Below are 17,310 nucleotides of genomic sequence, written 5' to 3' on the forward strand. Positions count from 1 at the left end.
AGTATGATAGAAGACCAGATTATCGGACTGATTACTTCGAACATTATCTACCTGCTGGCAGCGGCGCTTATTGCCATTGTCATATTCAAAGGCATCAAAATCGTGCCTCAATCCGAAAAGTACGTGGTTGAACGGTTTGGCCGCCTGCATTCGGTGCTTGGGCCCGGGATCAATTTTATCGTTCCTTTTCTAGATGTTGCCCGCCACAAGATATCCATCCTTGAGCGTCAGTTGCCAAACGCAACGCAAGACGCAATTACCAAGGACAACGTTCTGGTGCAGATCGATACCTCGGTGTTCTACCGCATTCTCGAGCCAGAAAAGACGGTTTATCGCATCCGCGATGTCGACGGTGCGATTGCAACGACTGTAGCCGGTATCGTCCGCGCCGAGATCGGCAAGATGGACCTGGATGAAGTGCAATCGAACCGGGCGCAACTGATTGAACGTATTCAGGAAAGCGTAGAAACCGCTGTTGACGATTGGGGGATCGAAGTAACCCGCGCCGAGATTCTGGACGTAAATCTTGATCAGGCCACTCGTGACGCGATGTTGCAGCAATTGAACGCCGAACGTGCCCGCCGTGCACAGGTGACCGAGGCCGAGGGCCAAAAGCGTGCCGTTGAGCTGCAAGCAGATGCCGAACTTTATGCGGCAGAGCAGACCGCCAAGGCCCGCCGAATCTCGGCTGAGGCCGAAGCTTATGCGACTCAGGTCGTGGCAAAGGCCATTCAAGACAACGGGCTTGAAGCGGCACAGTATCAGGTTGCGTTGAAACAGGTGGAATCGCTGAACGCCCTGGGCAACGGCACCGGCTCGCAGACCATCGTTGTGCCTGCAAACGCACTTGAAGCCTTCGGCAATGCCTTTAACATGCTTAAAGGAGGAAAATGATGGCCGATCCTTTCTGGCTGACGTGGTGGATTTGGTTGGCCGGAGCGCTTGCTCTGGGCATCCTTGAGGTCGCGCTGCCCGGCTTCATTTTCCTGGGTTTTGCCATCGGTGCAGCCATTACCGGAGTGGTTTTGCTGATCCCTGGCCTCACGCCATCCCTGCCCGTTCTGATGTTGATATTTGCTGTTCTGTCACTGGTCGCATGGCTGGTTCTGCGCCGTATGTTTGCCCTGCCGCACGGTCAGGTCAAAACCTTCAAGCACGACATCAACGACTGATCTGTCGTGGCGCCCAAATCAGGCGCCACGGCACCTCTGGACGCTGCCCGGCACTTTCCCTATATAATTTCTCAGGTAACAGACCCGAGGCATCAATGACCCACCCCAGTGAACAGTTCGAAGGCAGCCCTCTGATCGCTCCCTCGACCATCGATCACCCGCTCTACGAACCCGTGGTCGAAGCTTGCCGGACGGTGTTTGACCCAGAAATACCGGTCAATATCTACGATCTCGGTCTGATCTATACGATCGACATCACCGGAGAAAACGCGGTCAAGGTGATCATGACCCTCACTGCGCCAGGTTGTCCTGTCGCAGGCGAAATGCCCGGTTGGATCGTGGAAGCAATCGAACCCGTTGCTGGCGTCAAAGAGGTCGACGTCGAACTGACTTGGGAGCCACCTTGGGGCATGGAAATGATGTCAGATGAAGCCCGGCTTGAGCTGGGTTTCATGTAACTCTCGACTTACTCACAAAAAACATGGCGATGTTACAAAACGGTGTACTGCGTGTTACTTAACCGTTTTCATGTTGTCACAATGCTGGGTCACAAGGTCCTCAGGTACTGACCCAGTGATTAAGCATGCGTTTTTCGATCTGCTGGACGTGCTGGCGCAGGATGTCGAGTAGCGGGCGTCTTATCCGATTGCCCCGCTAAATTGACATACTTCGAGAATTGCATGGGCCTCTGACCATAGCCATCCCCCATTCAATGGGCCCATTCCGGGCCGCTCTTGCCCGAGAGCGGCCCTTTTTGATTGATTATTCGATGTTACAGGTCGACTTGATTTCAGCAGCGCGCGCGTCCAGCTCTTTTATATAGTCGCCTGACAGCATCTTCAGGTGCTTGCTCTCGGTTCCTGTGACGAGACCCAGCAAGGCACCGGCAGGGAGGATCGAGAACACGCTTTCAGCCTGCTGGTCCTCGGCATGTTTCTTTTCAGCTGCGATTGCGCGCAGATCACCGGGTGCGGTAGCACAGTTGACCGGGTGCCGTTTTGTGTCATCTATCGCAAGTGCCGCAGACGCGGACGCCAGCAACATAGATGTGAAAATGGCTGCTCCTGCCCAGTTCTGCGCTCTCATCGATCCAAACCTCTCTGGAATGCCTGTCCTTTACTTCAGATACGCTAAAGCTTCGCGCACCATCGTGACAACCCTGCGCGGAGTGTGTATTTGAACAGGCTCTCTCTTGAGCCCGGCGCGTGTCGGCCTTAGATTAGAGATAACGCGCGATAACGGAGCCCACCATGTTTGGCATTCCCGGCAAACAAGCCGTGACCATGACACCTAAAGCTGCTGAACAGATTGTTCGGCTTATGAAATCCGGCGGTCACACCGGATTGCGCATTGGCGTCAAGAAAGGCGGCTGTGCGGGGATGGAATACACCATGGACTACGTCGATGATGCCGACCCGAACGACGAAGTGGTCGAGCAGGATGGCGCGCGTGTAATGATCGCCCCGATGGCACAGATGTTCCTGTTCGGAACCGAGATCGACTACGAGGTTTCACTGCTTGAGGCCGGTTTCAAGTTCCGAAACCCGAATGTAGTCGATGCATGCGGATGCGGAGAATCGATCAAGTTCGACGAAACCTTGGCTGAACAACGCTAACTCGCAGCTTTTAGGTGGACGTAGGTCTCATTAAATCGCCGCGTCAGGTGCTCTCCGGCGCGGATCGTGGCGCATGAACCCGGCGGCGCAACATTTGTGTCGTAAGAAGGATTAAAGAACAACGGAACCGAGATCCTCTCGTTCACGCTGCCTTTGACCCTATGCTCGGTCGCTTTGACTTCTCCTGCCGTCCAAAACTCCAGCATCTCCCCGAAATTGATTATGAATTGTCCCGGCGTGGCGTTTACAGCTTGCCAATCTCCATCAGGCATACGAACTTCCAGACCCGGAGTGCCGTCCGTGGCCAGCAAAGTCAGGCAGCCATAATCCGTATGCGCGCCGATACCAAAGTCCTTTTCTCCCGCCCAATCAGGGCGTTGCGGATAGAAGTTACCGCGCAGCAGCGCCATTGGTGTATCAAAGGCGGCATCAAAACTGTTTGCATCCCTACCGATGGCAATCGCAATCGCGCGCAAAACGCGAATGGCAACTGAGCAAGCGTCTGAATAGTAACTCTGGATCGTTCTCCGAAAGGCGTCAGCCCCGTCTGGCCAGAGATTTGGGGCATACACACTTAATCCCCGCCCCGCATAGGGATCATCGGCTGGCAGTTCAAAACCGCTATCAAAGACTTCTTTGAAATCCGGGTTCGCCCTGAGATCCACCTGTTCGGAACGCGGCGCACCCCAACCGCGGTTGGCACCCGTAGCTGCCATATCGACGCTCTGCTTGATCTCATCGGGTTGACGAAAAAAATCGCGATACGCGTCAATCACCAGCTGCACACGGGCGGCATCGAGGCCGGAATTGGAGATTGTTAGAAATCCGATCTGGCGAACAGCATGTCTCAGCTTTTCCATTTCAGCTGGATCACGCAGATCCAATTTGGCGAGATCGAGATCGTCTATCATGCCATCCTCCGCAACAACGCGCGCAATGTGTCCCGGCACGTAGCGCTATGCAACCGGAATTGTCAGCCCCGCCTGCGGGTGATATCCGAGGGTTCAAAGCAGAAAACCGGAGGGATCGCGATGCGGCGTAAGTTGGCGGCAGGCAACTGGAAAATGAATGGAACTGGCGTTGCGCTGAGCGAGTTGGAAGCGTTGAAAGCCTCGCACCCATCTTCTGCGGTAGAAATCCTGATATGCCCACCAGCCACTTTGCTTCATCGCGCGGCAAATACGGTTGAAGGTTCGGGCATTGCCGTTGGCGGCCAAGACTGCCACGCGGCGCTCTCGGGTGCGCATACCGGGGATCTGAGTGCCGAGATGCTGTTGGATGCAGGGGCGAGCGCAGTGATCCTTGGCCATTCCGAGCGCCGTGAAGATCATGCTGAGCAGAACGAAGACATCCGTGCCAAAGCACGCACCGCCATGGATGCAGGCCTGAAGACGATCATCTGCGTCGGTGAAAGCCTTGAGCAGCGCGAAGCAGCAAATACTCTGGATATCATCGGTGGACAGATGTCAGGTTCGATCCCGGATCAAGCGACAGGCGAGAACCTGATTGTCGCATATGAGCCGATCTGGGCCATCGGCACCGGTAAGGTTCCGACTTTGGAAGAGATCGGAGAAGTGCACGATTTCATACGCGCACGTCTGGAACGCCGATTTGGCGAAGGTGTCGGCCGGTCAGTCCGCCTGCTGTATGGCGGATCGGTCAAACCCGGTAATGCTGCCGAGATTTTTGGCGTTTCAAATGTTGACGGAGCGTTGGTGGGTGGCGCCAGTCTGAAAGCAAATGATTTCTCGGGCATCATTCAGGCGCTTGAAAGCGCCTGATCGCCAACCTCATTCGGCAATATCTTCGGCCCAAAGCGCGGGCTTCTCTTCGATAAAACGCTTCATCAATGCAATGCAGTCCGGGTCATCTGCGATGATGACCTCGACACCGCGATCGCGCAGGAAGTCCTCATTGCCGCCAAAATTCACGGTGTCTCCGATCACAACACGCGGGATACCGAACTGTACGATCGTGCCAGAACACATCATGCAAGGCGACAGCGAGGTATAGAGCACAGTATCGCGATAGGTCTTCTGCCGCCCTGCCTTGCGCAGCGCATCCATTTCCCCATGGGCAATCGGGTCGCCCAGTTGGACACGCTGATTACGCCCTTGCGCAACGACCTCACCACCCCGCGCAAGCACTGAACCGATTGGGCAGCCTCCTTCGTCAAATCCAGCTTTCGCCTCATCATAGGCGACGCGGAGCAAGCGTGCATCGGTGTCGGTCAGCATATGCAGGTGTCCTTTGTTCGGAGTTGTTTCGCAAAGCTGCCCGACACCACAACGGCGGTCAACGCTTAGGCCAGTTTCATGATGACCAAACCCGTCACGATTAGAATCGCAGCGCCGATCCGCATGGGCGTCAGCGCTTCGCCCAGGAATAGGACGCCAACAGTGAACGCCCCTACTGCGCCGATCCCGGTCCAGATCGTATAGGCGGTGCCAAGCGGCAGATCCCGCATGGCCATTGCAAGCAGGCCAAATGACCCGATCATCGCAACACCCATGATCGCCGTCGGCCACAGCCGCGTGAAACCAGCGGTCTGCTTCATCGCGACGGCCCAGACGATTTCGAGGAGGCCAGCAAACAACAGTAATACCCAGGGCATAAGAACACCTCACTTTCCGAGATCGGGTCGTCCCGAATAATCGTCCATGATGGTGAGGTCGTCCTCTGACCCTCAGATATGCGTTTGGGCATCAGTTTCAAGACAAAAAACCGGGCGGATTACACCGCCCGGTTCATATGCTCGGTTTAACCGATCTAGTTGGTTATGATCTCAGGCCCCATGAATGTGTTGGGCAGGAATGTCGAAATCCACGGGATATACGTAACCATGATGAGGAAGACGAACAGCACGGCCAAGAACGGCAACGCTGCCTTCACAACACTCATCATCGGCATACCCGCCACGCCCGAGGTTACGAACAAGTTCAACCCGACCGGAGGCGTGATCATCCCGATCTCCATATTGACCACCATGATAATGCCCAGATGGATCGGGTCGATACCCAACTCGATAGCAATCGGGAACACCAGGGGGGCCACAATGACCAGCAGACCTGAGGGCTCCATGAACTGGCCACCGATCAGCAGGATCACGTTGACCACAATCAGGAAAGTCACTGGCCCCAGACCCGCCGATAGCATGGCGCTTGCGATATGCTGGGGCACCTGCTCATCCGTCAGCACATGTTTCAGGATCAGCGCGTTGGCGATCACGAACAGCAGCGTGACAGTCAGCTTGCCCGCCTCGAAAAGTGTATGCTTGGTGTCGGGGTGCACAAAGGCCGTGATCAACGCATAGGGTTTCTTGAGCAGCGAGATGTTCTGCGCATCCCCTTCAGTGCTGAGCGGACCCATATCCTTGTAGACAAAACTTGCGATCAGGAACGCATAGACGGCAGCAACAGCCGCGGCCTCGGTTGGGGTAAAGATACCTCCGTAGATACCGCCGAGGATGATGACGATCAGGAACAGACCCCAACCGGCCTCGCGTGCTGACGTGAAGACTTCGCCCCAACCTTTCCAATCGCCTTTGGGAAGGTTCTTGACCTTGGCCATGACGTAAATGGTGATCATCAGCATCAGACCAGCCATCAAACCCGGAATAACGCCCGCAAGGAACATCCGCCCGACCGAAACCTCCACGGCTGCCGCATAGACCACCATCACGATTGATGGCGGAATCAGAATGCCCAGTGTCCCTGCGTTACAGATCACACCGGCGGCGAATTCCTTGGAATAGCCCACCTGACGCATGCCAGCGATGACGATCGATCCGATGGCCACAACTGTCGCCGGAGACGAACCGGACAAGGCCGCAAACAACATACAAGCGAAGACGCCAGCAATTGCCAGACCTCCGGGCAAGTGCCCCACACAAGCGATCGAGAACCGGATGATCCGCCGCGCCACTCCACCTGTGGTCATGAAAGATGACGCGAGAATGAAAAACGGGATAGCCAAGAGGGTGAAATGCCCCTCAAATGCCTCGAACAGCGTGCCAGCGACCGAAGCCAATGAGCTGTCGGAATAGATCAGCAGGAAGAGGGTCGAGCTGAGACCAAGTGCCACCGCGATCGGAACGCCGATCAACAATAGGCCAATGACCATCGAGAAAAGTAGTACGACGTCCATCAGTCATGCTCCCCCTGCTGGGCGCGGACTTCTTCGATCTCGTCCTCAACCTCGTGGCTAGCTACAAGGCGATCAGTTTCACCGCGCCAAATCTGTACTGCGACCTGTGCGAAACGGATCACCAGCAGCAACATCGAAAGAGGCAGAACGAAATACGGAACGACCTTGGGCAGTTTCTCGTAATATTCGCCATAGTTGATCATATCTTCCAGAAACCGCAGCGGCGCGACCATCGGGATATCATCAACTTCATAGAAGCTCTGGCTGCGCGCACTCATGTCAAAGCCGGTCGGAAACCAGCGACCCGAGGTGGGCGGCAGATCGGCAAACACTGCCCAGTAGTCATACGAACCCTTGAGCAGGAGCAGAGAAAACACCAGACAGCAAGCAACGGCTATCAACGCTAAAACCCGGCGTGGCGCGGGGGCCAGCATGTTCAGGATCGCATCAACACCCAGATGTGCATGCTTTTTCACTGCATAAGACGCACCCAGCAGCACCAACCAACCGAAGGTGAATACTGTCAGTTCCAGCGCCCAAAGAATGTTAGAATTGAATACAAACCGCGCGATCACATTGGCGAAGGTGACAATTGTCATCAGACCCAACAGGCACGCAATCATGGTTTCTTCGATATGGTCGACCAGCCCGCCTTGGCCGGGTTTCGCACCAGACATCTCTCTGTCCCCGCATTTTTTTGATGAGAGTGGTGGGAGTGTGGCGGGCCATTAAGGCCCGCCCAGCCTATGCGTCCATAACTCCCCAGTCCCCGGACGCGTGGCTTGAACCGGGATCAGAACCCGGCGTTGATCGCCTGTGCGGCGTCGATCTTGTCCTGACCAACGTCACCGGCAAATTTGTCCCAGACTGGCTTCATCGCATCGACCCAGGCCTGGCGCTGCTCGGGGTTCAGTTCCCGGATGATGCCCCCTGCGTCAGTGATCGAAGCCTTGGCAGCTTCGTTTACGGAAAAGGCCTCCTTGTTACGGGTCTCGGTCACTTCGGCGAGAATCGTCAGGAATTGATCGCGAACTTCAGGCTCCAGGCTGTCCAGCCAGTCAACTGAGGTTACAACCAGATAATCGATTATACCGTGGTTCGTTTCTGTGATGCCGTCCTGCACCTCGAAGAACTTCTTGCCGTAGATGTTCGACCAGGTGTTTTCCTGCCCGTCAACAACGCCCTGTTGCAGAGCACCGTACACTTCCGAGAACGCCATCTTCTGAGGGCTGCCACCAATTGCTTCCATCTGGGCAACCAATACGTCCGAAGACTGAACGCGGAACTTCAGGCCGTTCGCATCCGAAGGATCTTCCAACGGCTTGTTCGCAGACATCTGCTTCATGCCATTGTGCCAGAATGCCAGCCCTTGAAGGCCGCGGCGCTGCATGCTGTCTTTCATCGCCTGACCATCAGCCGAGGCTTGGAACGCATCCACAGCATCGATGTTCTTGAACATGAACGGCAGATCGAACAGGCGGAATTGCTTTGTAAACTTCTCAAACTTCGACAGCGAGGGCGCGGCCAACTGCACGTCGCCCTGCAGCATCGCTTCAAGAACCTTGTCATCGTTGTAAAGAGTGGAGTTCGGATAAACCTCCATGCACATCACGCCGTTCATCTCGTCATTGACGCGCTGCTCAAGCAGCGAAGCGGCGATGCCCTTGGGGTGTTTATCCGTATTGGTCACATGCGCAAACTTCACGACGATCTCGCCATCATCGCAAGCTGCTACACCAGCGGTCGCTGTCACGGACAGTGCGATTGCGGTTGCTGCCGTTGTCAGGAATTTCATCAGTCTTATCCTCCCAGACTTCCCTAAAACTTCCATCGAGCGCCCAATCAGCGCCGTATGTTGCGGAGTGAACCGAATCGGCTCCTCACTCTCAACATTTTGTTTAGATGTTGCTGAAATCTGTTTTTTCCAAATAATTTCTTACGGTTAAATGATGTCCGTTATAAATCTGGTGTTTCGGCAGAACTACGCTGTGCGATTTTTCGCACAGGCAGTCAGCACCTTGTGCGAATTTCCGCACAATATCCGAATCGATGCGAGCGAATCGCTCGCTTAAGACGCAGCGCAACCGCGGCTCGCCCTAGCGGAAGTGTTTTGCTAACGACGATAGTCTTCTGGCCTGATGTGGTAGCGGGTCAGCTTGTCATAAAAAGTTTTGCGCGGCAGCTTCAGTGCTTTGGCTGCATCCGCAGCCTTGCCATTGTGGCGCCCAAGGGCTGCAATCAGCAAAGACCTCTCAACCCGCGCCAATTGCTCGCTCAACCCCAGATCAGCGGCCTGTGCAACCTCATCCGGCATCCCCAACACAAACCGCATTGCCGCCGACATCAACGATCGGGCATTGCCCGGCCAATCCTGCGCCATCAGCGAGGCCAGATGCTCGGGTGTCACTTCAGGCTCCGCAATCCCGGCCTGCTCAGCGGCCTGCGCCACATAGCGGCGAAAGATGACGGGGATATCCTCGGGCCGTTCTGACAGGGCCGGGATTCGCACCCGCATGACATCCAACCTATAGAACAGATCGGCATTGAACCTTCCCTGTGCAGTAAGGTCCGACAAATCGGCCGTTGCCCCTGCGATGATTCTGGCTTCCGTCCCTTGTTCGATCAGTTCCAGCGCGGCGTATTGCGTGGCATCCGACATCGCCGAGATCTCATCCAGATACAGCGATCCGCCTGCCGCATCCTTACAGACACGCAACAAATCATCCGGGTTCAGGCCTGAGGCAGGGCGTTTGACAAATGGCCCCTGTCCAACCGGAGACATCAGATGGACAACTTCAGCGACCTTTGAAACTCCGCTACCCGCTGGCCCGGTAACCAGTACCTCGGCCCGTGTTGGCGCTACGCTCCGCACTCGCTCACGCAAGGCCTCGGCTTGATCTGACAACCCAAACAGCATGCGTGCTGCGGGATCGCCACGCTCAAGTTCGCGCCGTTGCTCGCGTTCCTGCAGAATTTCTGCGCGCGCGGCAAAGGCTCGTTCGAGTACCGCCAATAAATCCGCTGCTGCACAGGGCTTTTCCAGAAAATCAAATGCTCCCTGCCCCATGGCCTGTACCGCCATCGGGATATCGCCTTCACCTGTCAGCAATACCACCGGAAGTTCAGGATCAACCTCGCGCGCGTATGCGAGCAGATGAAACCCATCCCGCCCCGGCATGCGAATATCCGAGATGATCACACCGCCGAAGTCACGATGAATATGATCCTTTGCGGCCACGAAAGATCCCGCGGTGACCGGTTCATACTCGGCCAATTCGAGGGTTTGCGCCAAGGCCTCACGTACGGCGGCATCATCATCGACCAAAAGCACTTTGCGGATCATGCTGCCTCATCTTCTTCAAAGGGTTCCAGTTCAACCGTGAATTCAGCACCCTCGTCCGTGTTGGCACCGCGAATATCCCCCCCGAAGCTCTGAACCAGACCGTAGGATATCGACAGCCCCAGACCCATCCCCTCGGACGTCCCAACTGTTTTTGTGGTGTAGAACGGCTCAAACACGCGGTCGGGGTCCTCGATGCCGGGTCCGGTATCCCGCACCGACACGCGAATAGGCTTCCCCCCTGACAGAGTGACCAATATCCTGCGCGTCGGTCGATCGACCATCGCATCCGCTGCATTATTGATTAGGTTGACAAACACCTGTACCAGTCGCACCTCTCCACCCCAAGCATAGACCGCAGTCTTTGGCGGCACCCACTCCAACGCGACGTTCTCATCGCGCAGGCGCGCCTCGGTCAATTCTGTGGCAGTGTTCAGAACCTGAACCAGATCAACGCGCCCCATTGGTTCGCTTTCATTTCTCGCAAAGGCCCGCAGGTTCTTGATGATCCGCGCCATGCGTGCGGCCATATCGGAAATGCGGCCCAGATTTTCGCCAGCTCTCTGGCCCTTGCCGCGCTCAAGAAAGGCGGACCCGTTGTCGGCGAACTGCTGAATCGCCATCAAGGGCTGGTTCAATTCATGACTGATGCCAGCCGACATCTTGCCCAAAGCGCTCAACTTACCAGCCTGAACCAAATCGGCCTGCGCTTGTTTGAGCGCGGCCTCCGCCTCCTGCCTCTCGGCAACTTCGTGGCGCAAAGCGCTATTAGCCGCCGTCAAGGCGCGCGTACGTTGCGCGACCCGGCTTTCCAGCACGGTATTTGCCTCTGCAAGTGTCCGACGGCGTTCCGAGGCCAGAAACAACAACGCACCAAAGGCGAAACAGATCGCCGCAACCGCTGCCGCCTGTAACCCCGCCAACCGGCGCGCCGGGGCGACATCAACCAGCATCTCTGCGGTCATCGCAATCACCGGAAGATCGAGCGTCAGATGCAGGGCGCGACGGGGCAGATAGCGACCCCAATTGAGCTTCCACACTTCATATCCCGCAATCCAGGTTGAGGCGAAATCGACATTCTCACCTTCGGGTGACATCAGGCCCTGCTGCCCTTGCCCGCGGCGCCATAGTAGCAGATCCGATCGGTTCGAGATAAAGACAACCCCATCCGTATCAACGAAAAACACCGCATCGGTGCTACCGCGCCAAGTTTGTTCAACGTCCTGCACATCGGCCAGAACCATCAACGCGCCTTGTATCTGCCCCAATTCCCCAAATGCAGGGGCCGCATATGAATAGATGCGATCGCCGCTTGCGTCTTCGACCCCATGCGCGCTGCCCAGGGCCCCCTGCATGGCGCGCTCGAAGGCCGGATGTGCGGACATATCGCGCTGCGTCACCGGTTGGGCCGCGACAAGAACCTGACCCTCCGGATTCAGGTACATAACGTTAACGGCAGCGGTTTTGTCTGCCACATCCAGCAGCACCTTTCGGGCGGCCCGTTGCTGTTCTGATGTTTCTAGCTCCTGCAAAGCAGGATGATCCGCCATCAAGGCGGCCACTTCCTGATAGACCTGCATTTGCGTGCTCAGACGGTCGGCGGCCAGTTCCAAATCAGCCTCGGCCTTCTCGCTCAGTTGCGACAGGGCCTGACGATAGCCATAAGTCCAGACCGCCGCTGACAGCAATCCGACCGCGCATAAGAAACCGGCTATGATCCAAAAACGTTGCATATCTAGGGTCTTGCATTCAGCAGCCGCCATGGCAAGTCTGCACCGCATGAAGACGCTGACCCAATCCCCGACCGACCCGGCATTCGTGCAAAACCCATACCCCTTTTATGACAGCGCACGTCAGTCGGGCGATCTGTTCTACTGGAAAGACTACGGCCTTGTCGCGGCTGTCTCGCACAAAGCGGTGCAAATTCTGCTGCGCGATCGGCGCTTCGGGCGTGAAATCCCGGCGGAACTTGCAAAACCCGGCCCAGACCATCTTGCACCCTGGCTAGAAGTCGAATCCCATTCGATGTTAGAGCTTGAACCCCCGCGTCATACTCGATTGCGTTCTCTGGTTCTGCGGGCGTTTACCTCTCGCGCGATCACGGCGCTTGAGGGGTCCACTGAACAGTTGTGCCACGATTTGATCAAGCAGTTCCCCGCTGGCCCCTTCGATCTGCTGGAGGCCTATTGCACCCAGGTCCCCGTGATCACGATCTGCCGTCTGCTTGGTGTGCCGGAAGACATGGCACCGCAACTGTTGCAGTGGTCGCACGCCATGGTGGCCATGTATCAGGCAAACCGGACGCGCCAGACCGAAGACGAAGCCGTCCGCGCCACACAAGCCTTTACCACCTATCTCGAAAAATACATCGAAAAACGCCGCACTGACCCGCGTGACGATCTGATCACCCGGTTGATCGCGGCAGAGGAAGATGGTGAAAAACTCTCGCGCGACGAACTGATCACGACCTGCATTTTGTTGCTGAACGCCGGTCACGAAGCCACCGTGCACGCCATCGGCAATGGCGTGAAGACTATATTAACAACGGGTACACAGCAGTATGTCCTGACGCCTGGCACCATCGATAGCACAGTCGAGGAAATCCTGCGTTTCGATCCACCACTGCACATGTTCAGACGCTATGCCTATGAAGACATTGAACTCTTCGGTCACCGCTTTGCGCGTGGTGACGAAGTTGCCTTGCTTCTGGGCGCAGCCAATCGTGACCCTGCTGCTTGGTCCCAACCCGATACATTCGACCCGATGCGAGATGTAAGCGCCAATACTAGCTTTGGTGGTGGCCTTCACTTCTGTGTGGGCGCTCCGCTGGCCCGGCTTGAGATGCGGATCGCCCTGCCCATCCTGTTCCAGCAATGCCCAAAGCTAAAGCTGACGGCAGAGCCGCAATATTCGGACAGCTACCATTTCCACGGGCTGACCAAACTCATGGTAACGGGCTGACTTAATATCCTGTCAAGAAACCCGGATCCGTGCTTCATCTGGCCATAAATATCTCGGGGGAGTCGCCTTCGGGCGGCGGGGGCGGCGCCCCCATTCACGCTTCATCCTATCCGACAGACTTCAGTGGTAGCATGGTGGTCGATTTGATCTCTTCCATCGAAAGCAAGGCTGTTACGTTGTGCACTCGCACCTCTGAAATCAACGCCTGATAAAACGCATCATACGCACGCGCGTTCTTGACGCGCACTTTCAGAATGTAATCAATGTCTCCCGCCAAACGGTGCGCTTCCTGAACCTCTGGACGATCGCGCAACGCTTTCAGGAACTTCTGCTGCCACTCCGCTTCATGTTCCGACGTACGGATCAGCACAAAGAATGTGGCCTCAAAGCCCAACGCTTCGGCATCCAGCAATACGGTCTGCTGGCCAATGACTCCTGCCCCCTTCAGCTTGCGAATGCGATTCCAAACCGGCGTCTTGGAGCTCCCTACACGGGCTGCGATTTCGTCAAGCGACTGGCTGGCATCCCGTTGCAGCTCGGCTAGAATTTTCCGATCCGTGTCGTCTATTCGCACCGACATTCCAATTTCCCTTCCAATTCAGAACAAACCTTCTTTCACTCACCGCATATAGAACGTTTGTTCTTATTTCTTCGCGCATATGGCGATTTGACGGGAATATTTCCTATATTGGCACTCAAGTCAAATCAGTCACGAGATGATCCGATGCAGGTCAAACAAACAAATATGCGCATTCACAAACCCGGCGTCGCCCGAATTGCGCAATACCCGCACGTAGTCTCGGCTTTCAATAAGGAGCTTGCCTGATGGCCCGCGCTTTTACCCCCAAAGTCGTCACCGCCAACGACTTGTTGGAAGGTGATGTGATTTACCAGACCGAAGATGACCGGTGGTCGCGCGAGTTGTCCGATGCCGAACTGATCACGGACGAAGCTCACGCGCAGGTTCGTCTGCTGGATGCCGCGCGTCAGGCCAACAAGATCGTCGGCGCCTATCTTGCCGACGCGGTGGCCGGAGAAAACGGCCCCGAACCCACCCATTTTCGGGAGGATTTCCGCCGGACTGGTCCGTCCAACTATGCCCACGGCAAACAGGAAACCTCCCCGCAGCCTCGGGCCTGATCTCAGGCCATTCTCTCTCCCCTTCAAGGCCCCGGGTCCGGGGCTGCAACTAAGGACAGCTAAACATGTATCGCTACTCCGAGTTCGACACAGCATTTTTGGCAGAACGCAACGCGCAGTTCCGTGCGCAGGTTGAGCGTCGCATTGACGGTTCGCTGACTGAAGACGAATTCAAGCCACTGCGCCTGATGAATGGTCTGTATCTGCAATTGCACGCTTATATGCTGCGGGTCGCTATTCCATATGGCACGCTGTCCAGTGCTCAGATGCGTCAGCTCGCTTTGCTGGCCGAGAAATGGGACAAAGGTTACGGCCATTTTACCACCCGTCAGAACATTCAGTACAACTGGCCGAAACTGAACGACGTGCCGGATATGCTGGACGCACTGGCCGAGGTTGGCATGCACGCCATCCAGACCTCGGGTAACACCATCCGCAACGTGACCGCCGATCATTTCGCCGGTGCCGCCGCGGATGAGGTCGCTGATCCGCGCCCCTATGCCGAACTGCTGCGCCAGTGGTCGACCGACCATCCTGAATTCCAGTTCATGCCGCGCAAATTCAAGATCGCCATCACCGGCAGCGAGAATGACCGCGCCGTGATCAAGGCGCATGACATCGGTCTGCAATTGGTTGAGCGTGATGGCGTTCTGGGTGCCCGCGTCATCGTTGGCGGTGGTCTGGGCCGTACGCCCATGATCGGCAAAGAGCTATCGGAATTCGTCGCCTTTGACGACCTGCTGGCCTATCTTGAGGCCACCGTTTCCGTGTGGAACCAGATCGGCCGTCGCGACAACAAGTACAAGGCACGTATCAAGATCACCGTGCACGAGCATGGTATCGACGCCATCCGTGCCAAAGTGAACGAACGCTTTTTGAAGGTTCGCCCGCAATTCAAAGGCGCGGATATGAACCTGCTGGACAAAATCAAAGGCCACTTTGCGCCTCCAGCCTTCCGTGATGGTTCGGTTGCCTCGTTCGAGAGTGCCTACACCAACGATCCGGTCTTCCGTTCGTGGGTCGACACCAACATCGCGCCGCACAAGAACGCGGACCACGCGATCGTCACGATCTCGATCAAGAAGCACGGCCAGACGCCGGGCGATGCGACTGCCGAGCAGATGCGCGTAATGGCTGATCTGGCCGAAGAGTTTGCCTATGACGAACTGCGTATCAGCCACGAGCAGAACGTAATCCTGCCGCATGTCCACAAATCCGACCTGCCCGCGATCCACGCGACGCTGAAAGAATACGAGTTGGCGACCGCCAACATCGGCTTGATCAGCGACATTATCGCCTGCCCCGGTATGGATTACTGCGCACTGGCGACGGCACGTTCGATCCCCGTGGCGCAGGAAATCGCGACCCGGTTCGAAGACCTGAAACTGGAGCATGATATCGGCCACCTGAAGATCAAGATCTCGGGCTGCATCAACGCCTGTGGTCACCACCATGTGGGTCACATCGGCATTCTTGGCCTGGACCGCGCTGGCGTCGAAAACTACCAGATCACTTTGGGTGGTGACGGTACCGAATCCGCAGCCATCGGTGATCGTACTGGCCCGGGCTTCGCCTATGACGAGATCGTTCCGGCGGTCGAGCGCATCGTCGACACATATCTGGAGCAGCGCGACAGCGCTGAAGAGACCTTCTTGCAGACCTATCGCCGCGTTGGCATGGCACCGTTCAAGGCGGCGCTTTACCCCGAGGCACAGGCCAATGCCGCTTGACCTGATCCAAACGGAACTGGGGGCTGACCGCGCCGAACTGACCGAAAAGGTCGAGGCGCTGAACGCCCGCTTCCGCCACCACAGTGCCCATGATGTGATGCATGGCGCATTGGACGAGATCGAGGAGCTTGCTCTGGTCTCCAGCTTTGGCGCGGAATCGGTGGTGTTGCTGCATATGGCTGCAGTGGTCGACAAGATGACCCCAGTGCTGTTCGTGGACACCCAGATGCTGTTTGCCGAAACGCTGGAATACCAGCAGGAGGTCAGCGAGCGTCTGGGCCTGCGCAATGTGCAGATCATCCGCGCCGAGGATGGAGATGTTCAGCGCGACGATCCTTATGGCGCGTTGCGTCTGCGTGACACCGATGCTTGCTGCAACCTGCGCAAGACCTTCCCGCTGCAGAAAGCTCTGACTGGGTATTGTGGCTGGATCACCGGGCGCAAACGGTTTCAGTCCGGCACCCGTGCCGCGCTGGACTTTTTCGAGGTCGAGGACGGAACCGGCCGGATCAAGGTCAACCCCTTGGCCCACTGGGCGCCCAACGATGTGCGCGCCTATATGGAAGAAAACAACCTGCCCCGGCATCCGCTGGTGGCCAAAGGATACCCCTCGATCGGCTGTGCGCCCTGCACTTCGCCGGTCAAAGAAGGCGAAGACCCCCGCGCCGGGCGCTGGCGCGATCAGAACAAGGAAGAATGCGGCATCCATTTTGTTGATGGAAAAATGGTGCGCATCGGAGAGAAAACATGAACGTAATCGTAAACGACGAGGGCTTTGCCCCCGATGATTGGACCGATGGCTATGTCACGCTGGACGATGCAGCGAATGACGTGGTTGCACTGGATATCGCCTCGGACACTGACCCCGATGAACTGTTTGACCGGCTGGGCAGCGCCCAGATGGTGCGCGTGGACTTTCCATCCTCAGCGGATGGGCGCGGCTTTACGATCGCGCGCGTTCTGCGTCTGAAAGGTTATACAGGTCGCCTGCGGGCAAAAGGCCATGTTCTTGCAGACCAATACGCCATGGCGCGTCGTAGCGGCTTTGACGAAGTCGAAATTGATGACACCTTGGCGAACCGGCAGCCCGAAGATCAGTGGTTGGCCCGGGCCAATTGGCAGGACAACAACTACCAGGCCCGCCTGCGCGGCTAACCCGCCATCGCCGACCTGTGATACGAAAGGGGCAATCTGCCCCTTTTCCT

General features: G+C 56.6%; 20 protein-coding genes. 10 read left to right on the forward strand and 10 right to left on the reverse strand.

All coding sequences use genetic code 11. The features are described from left to right. The first annotated feature begins 3 nt into the window (after positions 1-3). The 3 genes from ACR0A1_RS05730 (at position 4) to ACR0A1_RS05740 (ending at position 1,630) form a co-directional block, all read left to right on the forward strand. Positions 4-894 carry an SPFH domain-containing protein gene (locus ACR0A1_RS05730; RefSeq protein ID WP_170393209.1) on the forward strand — a complete coding sequence of 297 codons (891 nt, stop codon included), beginning with the start codon at positions 4-6 and terminating at the stop codon, positions 892-894. Continuing rightward, positions 894-1,172 (forward strand): NfeD family protein, encoded by a 279-nt coding sequence (locus tag ACR0A1_RS05735; RefSeq protein ID WP_480866600.1) that lies wholly within the window; start codon positions 894-896, stop codon positions 1,170-1,172. The genes ACR0A1_RS05730 and ACR0A1_RS05735 overlap by 1 nt, the downstream gene beginning before the upstream one ends. Positions 1,173-1,267: 95 nt before the next feature. Then, a complete protein-coding gene (locus tag ACR0A1_RS05740) occupies positions 1,268-1,630 on the forward strand; it encodes an SUF system Fe-S cluster assembly protein (protein ID WP_170393211.1) in 363 nt (120 codons plus the stop codon). Positions 1,631-1,934: 304 nt separating this feature from the next. Here ACR0A1_RS05740 and ACR0A1_RS05745 read toward each other — a convergent pair whose 3' ends face one another. Next, positions 1,935-2,258, reverse strand: a complete 324-nt coding sequence (locus ACR0A1_RS05745) for a hypothetical protein (RefSeq protein ID WP_170393212.1) — start codon at positions 2,256-2,258, stop codon at positions 1,935-1,937. 164 nt (positions 2,259-2,422) lie between these two features. Here ACR0A1_RS05745 and ACR0A1_RS05750 point away from each other — a divergent pair, with 164 nt between their 5' ends. Continuing rightward, positions 2,423-2,788, forward strand: coding sequence for a HesB/IscA family protein (locus ACR0A1_RS05750; RefSeq protein WP_170465407.1), 366 nt, complete (start codon positions 2,423-2,425; stop codon positions 2,786-2,788). Here ACR0A1_RS05750 and ACR0A1_RS05755 read toward each other — a convergent pair. After that, positions 2,785-3,699: a 2-oxoglutarate and iron-dependent oxygenase domain-containing protein gene (locus ACR0A1_RS05755; protein WP_170817716.1), complete on the reverse strand. Its 915-nt coding sequence runs from the start codon at positions 3,697-3,699 to the stop codon at positions 2,785-2,787. The two genes, ACR0A1_RS05750 and ACR0A1_RS05755, sit on opposite strands and share 4 nt — an antisense overlap. A 120-nt stretch (positions 3,700-3,819) precedes the next feature. Between ACR0A1_RS05755 and tpiA the strand changes: the two genes are divergently transcribed. Continuing rightward, positions 3,820-4,569: a triose-phosphate isomerase gene (tpiA, locus tag ACR0A1_RS05760; protein ID WP_480569543.1), complete on the forward strand. Its 750-nt coding sequence runs from the start codon at positions 3,820-3,822 to the stop codon at positions 4,567-4,569. A gap of 9 nt (positions 4,570-4,578) precedes the next feature. On the opposite strand, the gene ACR0A1_RS05765 is transcribed toward tpiA, so the two are convergent. From ACR0A1_RS05765 to ACR0A1_RS05795, 7 genes are all read right to left on the reverse strand, one after another. Continuing rightward, on the reverse strand, positions 4,579-5,025 hold the full coding sequence (locus ACR0A1_RS05765; protein WP_170817714.1) for a nucleoside deaminase: 447 nt from the start codon (positions 5,023-5,025) through the stop codon (positions 4,579-4,581). A gap of 65 nt (positions 5,026-5,090) precedes the next feature. Then, positions 5,091-5,402, reverse strand: a complete 312-nt coding sequence (locus tag ACR0A1_RS05770) for a DMT family transporter (RefSeq protein WP_480866603.1) — start codon at positions 5,400-5,402, stop codon at positions 5,091-5,093. A 155-nt stretch (positions 5,403-5,557) separates the two neighbouring features. After that, a complete protein-coding gene (locus ACR0A1_RS05775; RefSeq protein WP_170393218.1) occupies positions 5,558-6,934 on the reverse strand; it encodes a TRAP transporter large permease in 1,377 nt (458 codons plus the stop codon). Then, entirely contained in the window at positions 6,934-7,611 is a 678-nt protein-coding gene (locus ACR0A1_RS05780) for a TRAP transporter small permease (protein WP_170393219.1), read from the reverse strand. Before ACR0A1_RS05780 ends, ACR0A1_RS05775 begins: the two co-directional genes overlap by 1 nt. 116 nt (positions 7,612-7,727) lie before the next feature. After that, the gene (locus ACR0A1_RS05785; RefSeq protein WP_480438504.1) at positions 7,728-8,729 is read right to left on the reverse strand and encodes a DctP family TRAP transporter solute-binding subunit; all 1,002 of its coding nucleotides are present in this window, start codon (positions 8,727-8,729) and stop codon (positions 7,728-7,730) included. A gap of 318 nt (positions 8,730-9,047) precedes the next feature. Further along, the gene (locus tag ACR0A1_RS05790) at positions 9,048-10,277 is read right to left on the reverse strand and encodes a sigma-54-dependent transcriptional regulator (RefSeq protein WP_170393221.1); all 1,230 of its coding nucleotides are present in this window, start codon (positions 10,275-10,277) and stop codon (positions 9,048-9,050) included. Next, a complete protein-coding gene (locus tag ACR0A1_RS05795; protein WP_170421367.1) occupies positions 10,274-12,007 on the reverse strand; it encodes an ATP-binding protein in 1,734 nt (577 codons plus the stop codon). The genes ACR0A1_RS05790 and ACR0A1_RS05795 overlap by 4 nt, the downstream gene beginning before the upstream one ends. 46 nt (positions 12,008-12,053) lie before the next feature. On the opposite strand from ACR0A1_RS05795, the gene ACR0A1_RS05800 reads away from it, so the two are divergent. Beyond that, the gene (locus tag ACR0A1_RS05800; protein WP_480866876.1) at positions 12,054-13,235 is read left to right on the forward strand and encodes a cytochrome P450; all 1,182 of its coding nucleotides are present in this window, start codon (positions 12,054-12,056) and stop codon (positions 13,233-13,235) included. A 106-nt stretch (positions 13,236-13,341) separates the two neighbouring features. Here the strand turns inward: ACR0A1_RS05800 and ACR0A1_RS05805 are convergent, their stop codons facing one another. Continuing rightward, positions 13,342-13,815, reverse strand: coding sequence for an Lrp/AsnC family transcriptional regulator (locus ACR0A1_RS05805; protein WP_010439761.1), 474 nt, complete (start codon positions 13,813-13,815; stop codon positions 13,342-13,344). A 245-nt stretch (positions 13,816-14,060) separates the two neighbouring features. Here ACR0A1_RS05805 and ACR0A1_RS05810 point away from each other — a divergent pair, with 245 nt between their 5' ends. The 4 genes from ACR0A1_RS05810 to ACR0A1_RS05825 all read left to right on the forward strand — a co-directional run bounded on the left by ACR0A1_RS05810 (position 14,061) and on the right by ACR0A1_RS05825 (position 17,260). Beyond that, positions 14,061-14,375, forward strand: coding sequence for a DUF2849 domain-containing protein (locus ACR0A1_RS05810; RefSeq protein WP_170393224.1), 315 nt, complete (start codon positions 14,061-14,063; stop codon positions 14,373-14,375). A 65-nt stretch (positions 14,376-14,440) separates the two neighbouring features. Then, entirely contained in the window at positions 14,441-16,105 is a 1,665-nt protein-coding gene (locus tag ACR0A1_RS05815; protein WP_170393225.1) for a nitrite/sulfite reductase, read from the forward strand. Then, positions 16,095-16,856, forward strand: a complete 762-nt coding sequence (locus ACR0A1_RS05820; protein WP_480569524.1) for a phosphoadenylyl-sulfate reductase — start codon at positions 16,095-16,097, stop codon at positions 16,854-16,856. The genes ACR0A1_RS05815 and ACR0A1_RS05820 overlap by 11 nt, the downstream gene beginning before the upstream one ends. Then, positions 16,853-17,260: a DUF934 domain-containing protein gene (locus tag ACR0A1_RS05825; RefSeq protein WP_170393227.1), complete on the forward strand. Its 408-nt coding sequence runs from the start codon at positions 16,853-16,855 to the stop codon at positions 17,258-17,260. The genes ACR0A1_RS05820 and ACR0A1_RS05825 overlap by 4 nt, the downstream gene beginning before the upstream one ends. Positions 17,261-17,310: the final 50 nt, after the last annotated feature.

This window comes from Ruegeria sp. D6 (assembly GCF_056534365.1).

What these genes read in the sequence shown, in the direction of transcription:
- ACR0A1_RS05730 (WP_170393209.1), top strand. Translation starts at nt 4, where the DNA reads ATGATAGAAGACCAGATTATCGGACTGATTACTTCGAACATTATCTAC.
- ACR0A1_RS05735 (WP_480866600.1), top strand. Translation starts at nt 894, where the DNA reads ATGGCCGATCCTTTCTGGCTGACGTGGTGGATTTGGTTGGCCGGAGCG.
- ACR0A1_RS05740 (WP_170393211.1), top strand. Translation starts at nt 1,268, where the DNA reads ATGACCCACCCCAGTGAACAGTTCGAAGGCAGCCCTCTGATCGCTCCC.
- ACR0A1_RS05745 (WP_170393212.1), bottom strand. Translation starts at nt 2,258, where the DNA reads ATGAGAGCGCAGAACTGGGCAGGAGCAGCCATTTTCACATCTATGTTG.
- ACR0A1_RS05750 (WP_170465407.1), top strand. Translation starts at nt 2,423, where the DNA reads ATGTTTGGCATTCCCGGCAAACAAGCCGTGACCATGACACCTAAAGCT.
- ACR0A1_RS05755 (WP_170817716.1), bottom strand. Translation starts at nt 3,699, where the DNA reads ATGATAGACGATCTCGATCTCGCCAAATTGGATCTGCGTGATCCAGCT.
- tpiA (WP_480569543.1), top strand. Translation starts at nt 3,820, where the DNA reads ATGCGGCGTAAGTTGGCGGCAGGCAACTGGAAAATGAATGGAACTGGC.
- ACR0A1_RS05765 (WP_170817714.1), bottom strand. Translation starts at nt 5,025, where the DNA reads ATGCTGACCGACACCGATGCACGCTTGCTCCGCGTCGCCTATGATGAG.
- ACR0A1_RS05770 (WP_480866603.1), bottom strand. Translation starts at nt 5,402, where the DNA reads ATGCCCTGGGTATTACTGTTGTTTGCTGGCCTCCTCGAAATCGTCTGG.
- ACR0A1_RS05775 (WP_170393218.1), bottom strand. Translation starts at nt 6,934, where the DNA reads ATGGACGTCGTACTACTTTTCTCGATGGTCATTGGCCTATTGTTGATC.
- ACR0A1_RS05780 (WP_170393219.1), bottom strand. Translation starts at nt 7,611, where the DNA reads ATGTCTGGTGCGAAACCCGGCCAAGGCGGGCTGGTCGACCATATCGAA.
- ACR0A1_RS05785 (WP_480438504.1), bottom strand. Translation starts at nt 8,729, where the DNA reads ATGAAATTCCTGACAACGGCAGCAACCGCAATCGCACTGTCCGTGACA.
- ACR0A1_RS05790 (WP_170393221.1), bottom strand. Translation starts at nt 10,277, where the DNA reads ATGATCCGCAAAGTGCTTTTGGTCGATGATGATGCCGCCGTACGTGAG.
- ACR0A1_RS05795 (WP_170421367.1), bottom strand. Translation starts at nt 12,007, where the DNA reads ATGCAACGTTTTTGGATCATAGCCGGTTTCTTATGCGCGGTCGGATTG.
- ACR0A1_RS05800 (WP_480866876.1), top strand. Translation starts at nt 12,054, where the DNA reads ATGAAGACGCTGACCCAATCCCCGACCGACCCGGCATTCGTGCAAAAC.
- ACR0A1_RS05805 (WP_010439761.1), bottom strand. Translation starts at nt 13,815, where the DNA reads ATGTCGGTGCGAATAGACGACACGGATCGGAAAATTCTAGCCGAGCTG.
- ACR0A1_RS05810 (WP_170393224.1), top strand. Translation starts at nt 14,061, where the DNA reads ATGGCCCGCGCTTTTACCCCCAAAGTCGTCACCGCCAACGACTTGTTG.
- ACR0A1_RS05815 (WP_170393225.1), top strand. Translation starts at nt 14,441, where the DNA reads ATGTATCGCTACTCCGAGTTCGACACAGCATTTTTGGCAGAACGCAAC.
- ACR0A1_RS05820 (WP_480569524.1), top strand. Translation starts at nt 16,095, where the DNA reads ATGCCGCTTGACCTGATCCAAACGGAACTGGGGGCTGACCGCGCCGAA.
- ACR0A1_RS05825 (WP_170393227.1), top strand. Translation starts at nt 16,853, where the DNA reads ATGAACGTAATCGTAAACGACGAGGGCTTTGCCCCCGATGATTGGACC.